At 74.2% G+C, this 542-nt stretch carries 1 protein-coding gene; it reads right to left on the bottom strand.

Going from position 1 to position 542, the window contains the following annotated elements:
• Positions 1–433, bottom strand: a 433-nt coding sequence (locus AC1D12_RS35015) for a nitroreductase family protein (RefSeq protein ID WP_477845632.1), incomplete at its 3' end; no start/stop codon positions are given.
• Positions 434–542 lie beyond the last annotated feature (109 nt).

Raw genomic sequence — 542 nt, forward strand, 5'->3', positions numbered from 1 at the left:
GCGCATGGTCGAGCACGTAGACGATGTTCAGCGGCGCGGCATCCACGAAGTCCTGGTAGCCGGTCACGCGGCGGATGTCCTCGGCGCTCACCAGCTGCAGCGCGTGCGCCGCGGCGTCGTAGCGGTAGGCGCCCTCGGGCAGCGTGACGATCAGGTCGATCTCGCGCTCGTCGAGGGCCGACGGCGCGGTGCGCCGCCCGTCGTCGCGGTTGATGCCGTCGGCCGCCCACAGCAGGTTCGACAGCAGCGACAGCGGCAGCGCGCGCGGGTCGAACACCCGGCTGGAGCGCCGCTGCGACAGCGCCCGTTGCAGCGTGATGTCGTTGCCCGGCGATGCGGGCGGCAGGGCCAGCGTGCGCGGCCCGTCGCCCAGCGCAGGGCGGGCGCGCAGGGCGCCCATCGCGCCGAGGACCAGTTTGCCGAGCGTGCTCATGAGCGTTCTCCGGTGGTGGAATGGTCGGGCGATTCTTCGGCCGCCCGGCGCGCCGCGGATTGATCCCGCGCAAGGCCGCGGCAGCGCCGCCCGCTACGCTGCTGCGGCG

This window comes from Rhizobacter sp. P1_G5, assembly GCF_056405435.1.